3 protein-coding genes are annotated in these 3,425 nt (G+C 63.1%); all 3 read left to right on the top strand.

Annotated features, from left to right (window positions below):
• Positions 1 to 261 precede the first annotated feature (261 nt).
• The 3 genes from ACW9JE_RS29630 (at position 262) to ACW9JE_RS29620 (ending at position 3,331) form a co-directional block, all read left to right on the top strand.
• The gene (locus tag ACW9JE_RS29630) at positions 262 to 1,596 is read left to right on the top strand and encodes an acetamidase/formamidase family protein (RefSeq protein ID WP_457434779.1); all 1,335 of its coding nucleotides are present in this window, start codon (positions 262 to 264) and stop codon (positions 1,594 to 1,596) included.
• Positions 1,597 to 1,740: 144 nt separating this feature from the next.
• Positions 1,741 to 2,595: an HvfB family MNIO-type RiPP peptide maturase gene (locus ACW9JE_RS29625; protein WP_457434778.1), complete on the top strand. Its 855-nt coding sequence runs from the start codon at positions 1,741 to 1,743 to the stop codon at positions 2,593 to 2,595.
• Positions 2,596 to 2,608: 13 nt separating this feature from the next.
• Complete coding sequence (locus ACW9JE_RS29620; protein WP_457434780.1) at positions 2,609 to 3,331, top strand: HvfC family RiPP maturation protein; 723 nt, start codon at positions 2,609 to 2,611, stop codon at positions 3,329 to 3,331.
• The last annotated feature ends 94 nt before the right edge of the window (positions 3,332 to 3,425 follow it).

The raw sequence follows: 3,425 nt of genomic DNA, 5'->3' as shown, positions 1-3,425 counted from the left end.
TGCGGTCCACCAGCAGATGAAAATGTTGACGGACACACCGCCATCGCGGGCAAGCCCGCTCCCACAGGGATGGTGGTCGGCAGAGGGATTTGCATGTATCGCAATGTATCTATACCGCCCCCCGATACAGTCCCCCGCAATTCCCCACCACCCCCGAACACAGAGCAGATACAAACCTGCGCTGAACTGTGCAGGCTGTTTGACCCTTCCCGGGCCGCCCCAGCCGGTGGCCGTTCGCTCCTGATTCCATAGGGGACCACAATGACAACGTCTGCTCCTGATTCCACCCTCACCGCCACGCCTGTCGATCACCTGCGTGTAGACCATTACACCCACGGCATCATCGGCCCGAGCCAGCCGATGCTCGGCCCCTTGGCCGATGGCGGCACCCTGATCACCGGCACGCCGCCGGGCTGCTGGGGGCCGATGATCACCCCGGCGTTCGAGGGCGGCCATGAAGTGACGCAACCGGTGGCCATTGCCGGCGCTGAAGTCGGCGATGCCGTGGCGATCAAGATCAAAAGCATGCGCGTCACCTCGCTGGCCACGTCGTCCGGGGTCATGTCCTTCGTCGAAGGGCGCTACAACGGCGATCCGTTCGTGTCCAAGTTCTGCGCCAAGTGCGGCACCGAGCACCCGGCCAGCCATGTCGAAGGCATCGGCGAGGATTCGATTCGCTGCAATAACTGCAACGCTGAAGTCAGCGCGTTCCGCTTCAGCCATGGCTATGTGATCGTGTTCGATGCGCAGAACCAGGTCAGCCTGACGGTCAATCAAGACATCGCCAACCAGCTCGCCGGCAAGGCTTCCGAAATGTCGGCACTGCCGGAATTCGCAGCCCAGCACTCGATTCTGTCCCTGGCCCGCGCCGACATTCCGGGCGTCGCCGCGCACATGCGGCCGTTTCTCGGCAACATCGGCACCATGCCGTCCCGTGACCTGCCCGATTCGCACAACTGCGCCGATTTCGGCCAGTACCTGATCAACGCCCCGCACCGTTTCGGCATGACCCGCGAAGAGCTGCACGCGGCCAAGACCGACGGCCACATGGACACCAACTCGATCCGCGAGGGCTGCGTGCTTATCTGCCCGGTGAAAGTGCAGGGGGCCGGGGTGTACATGGGTGATATGCACGCCCAGCAAGGCAACGGCGAGATCGCCGGACACGCCACCGATTGCTCCGGGGAAACCGAAGTTTCTGTGGAAGTAGTGAAAAACCTGACCCTGGAAGGCCCGATCCTCCTGCAAAACCTCGACGACCTGCCGCCCATGGCGCGGCCGATGAACGCCGAGCAGCGGGCCAACGTCCGCGCACTGGCCGAGCGTTGGGGCCAGCAGGAAATCGAGCAGAGCGGTCCGATCACCTTCATCGGCAGCGGGGAAAACCTCAACCTGGCGGTGGAGAACGGCCTGCAGCGCGCCGCCAATGTCACCGGCCTGCCGTATGACGAGGTACTCAACCGCGCGACCATCACCGGCTCCATCGACATCAGCCGCCTGCCGGGCACCGTGCGCGTGACCTTCCTGTGCCCGATGAACGTTCTGGACCGCATGGGCATCGGCCATCTGGTGCGCGAGAAGTACGACTTGGCGTAAGTCGTACCGGCGGGTTTGTACCGCAGTGTGTACAGACCCGCCGGCGATACAAGTCCCGCGGTTTTCCGTCAGCCCGCCACACAGCCTCGATACATCAGCGCGATTAACTGTGTTCGTGTACTGACCACCCGAGAGATCGACACCATGCAGACCCCCATCACATCAGCCAAGGCCAGCGCCGGGCTCGGCTTGCGTCGCGGTTTAATGAAAGACCTCCAGGCCGCCCCGGTCGGCCATTTCGATTTCCTGGAAGTCGCACCGGAGAACTGGATCGGCATCGGCGGTGCCCATGGTGCAGCCTTGCGTGCGCTGGCCGAACGCTATCCGTTGTCCTGTCACGGTCTGTCGCTGTCTCTCGGTGGACCGTCGCCGCTGGATGTCGGGTTCCTGCAGGAAGTGCGGGTTTTCCTCGATCACTACAAGGTGCCGTTGTACAGCGAGCACCTGAGCTACTGCAGCGATGACGGTCATCTCTACGACCTGTTGCCGTTGCCCTTTACCGAAGAGGCAGTGCACCACGTCGCCGCGCGCATCCGCCAGGCCCAGGACATTCTGGGCCGGCGCCTGGCGGTGGAAAACGTCTCCTACTACGCCGCGCCGCAGCAGGACATGGACGAGGTGAGCTTCACCAACGCCGTGCTGCGCGAAGCCGATTGCGACCTGTTGCTGGACGTCAATAACGTCTTCGTCAACTCGATCAACCATGGCTTCGATCCGCGCACTTTCCTGGCCGGCATCGATGCGGATCGGGTGGTGGCCATGCACATCGCCGGGCACTTCGATGAGTCCGACACCCTGAAAATCGACACCCATGGCGCATCGGTGAAACCGGCGGTGTGGTCGCTGCTGAGCGAAGCCTACGCCCGGTTCGGCGCGCAACCGACCTTGCTCGAGCGGGATTTCAACTTCCCGGTGTTTTCCGAACTGGTCGCCGAGTTGCAGACCATTCGCCGCCTTCAGATCCAGGAGGTGAACCGTGGCAAACCGTTCGCTGCATGAGCAACAGAGCAACATGGGCCTGTACCTGCGCGATCCCGAGCATTGCGCGCCACCGCCGGAAATGGACCCCAAACGCGCCCAGGTCTATCGCGACCTGGTCTTTGCCAACCTGTCGACCCTGATCAGCGGCACCTTCCCGGTGCTGGTGCGGATTCTCGGCGACAAACGCTGGCGAGCGCTGGTGCGGATCTTCCTGCGGGACTACCGCGCCCACACGCCGAAATTCGGTGAAATCGCCGAGGAATTCGTCGAGTTTCTCGCCTCGGAACCCGCGGCGCTGTCTGACGGTTCGTGGCCAGCGTTCATGGTCGAACTGGCGCACTACGAATGGGTGGAAATGGCGTTGCAGCAGTCCGAAGCCGAGCCGCTGGCGCTGGGTGATGGGGATTCGTTGCTCGCTCACCCGTTGCAGATATCGCCCCTGGCCTGGCCGCTGGCGTACAGCTGGCCGGTGCAGTTGGTGGGGCCGGATTATCAGCCGGACGCGGCGCCGGACCAGCCGACCTTGCTGCTGGTACGCCGAGCTGAAGATTGGAGCGTGAAGTTCTCCGCCCTGACGCCGCTGGCGTGGCGGCTGTTGCAGCGGATCGAGGAGTTTCCCGGGGTTAGCGGGCAGGGGCAGTTGCAAGGGTTGGCAGAGGAGGCGGGGAGTGCCGGGTCGGCGGAGTTCATGGAAAATGGTGCGGCGTTGTTGCGGCAGTTGCAGGGGGAGGGGGTGATTGGTGTGGTCAACTGATCGAACACATCCTCCAAAACAGCACCTATCCAAATGTGGGAGCGGGCTTGCTCGCGAAAGCGGAGTGTCAGGCAACATATTCATTGGCTGACAC

Source organism: Pseudomonas sp. SDO55104_S430, from assembly GCF_054070595.1.
The sequence above is the reverse complement of the archived record's forward strand: the minus strand, read 5'-3'. Positions and strand labels throughout refer to the sequence as shown.

What these genes read in the sequence shown, in the direction of transcription:
- ACW9JE_RS29630 (WP_457434779.1), top strand. Translation starts at nt 262, where the DNA reads ATGACAACGTCTGCTCCTGATTCCACCCTCACCGCCACGCCTGTCGAT.
- ACW9JE_RS29625 (WP_457434778.1), top strand. Translation starts at nt 1,741, where the DNA reads ATGCAGACCCCCATCACATCAGCCAAGGCCAGCGCCGGGCTCGGCTTG.
- ACW9JE_RS29620 (WP_457434780.1), top strand. Translation starts at nt 2,609, where the DNA reads ATGGGCCTGTACCTGCGCGATCCCGAGCATTGCGCGCCACCGCCGGAA.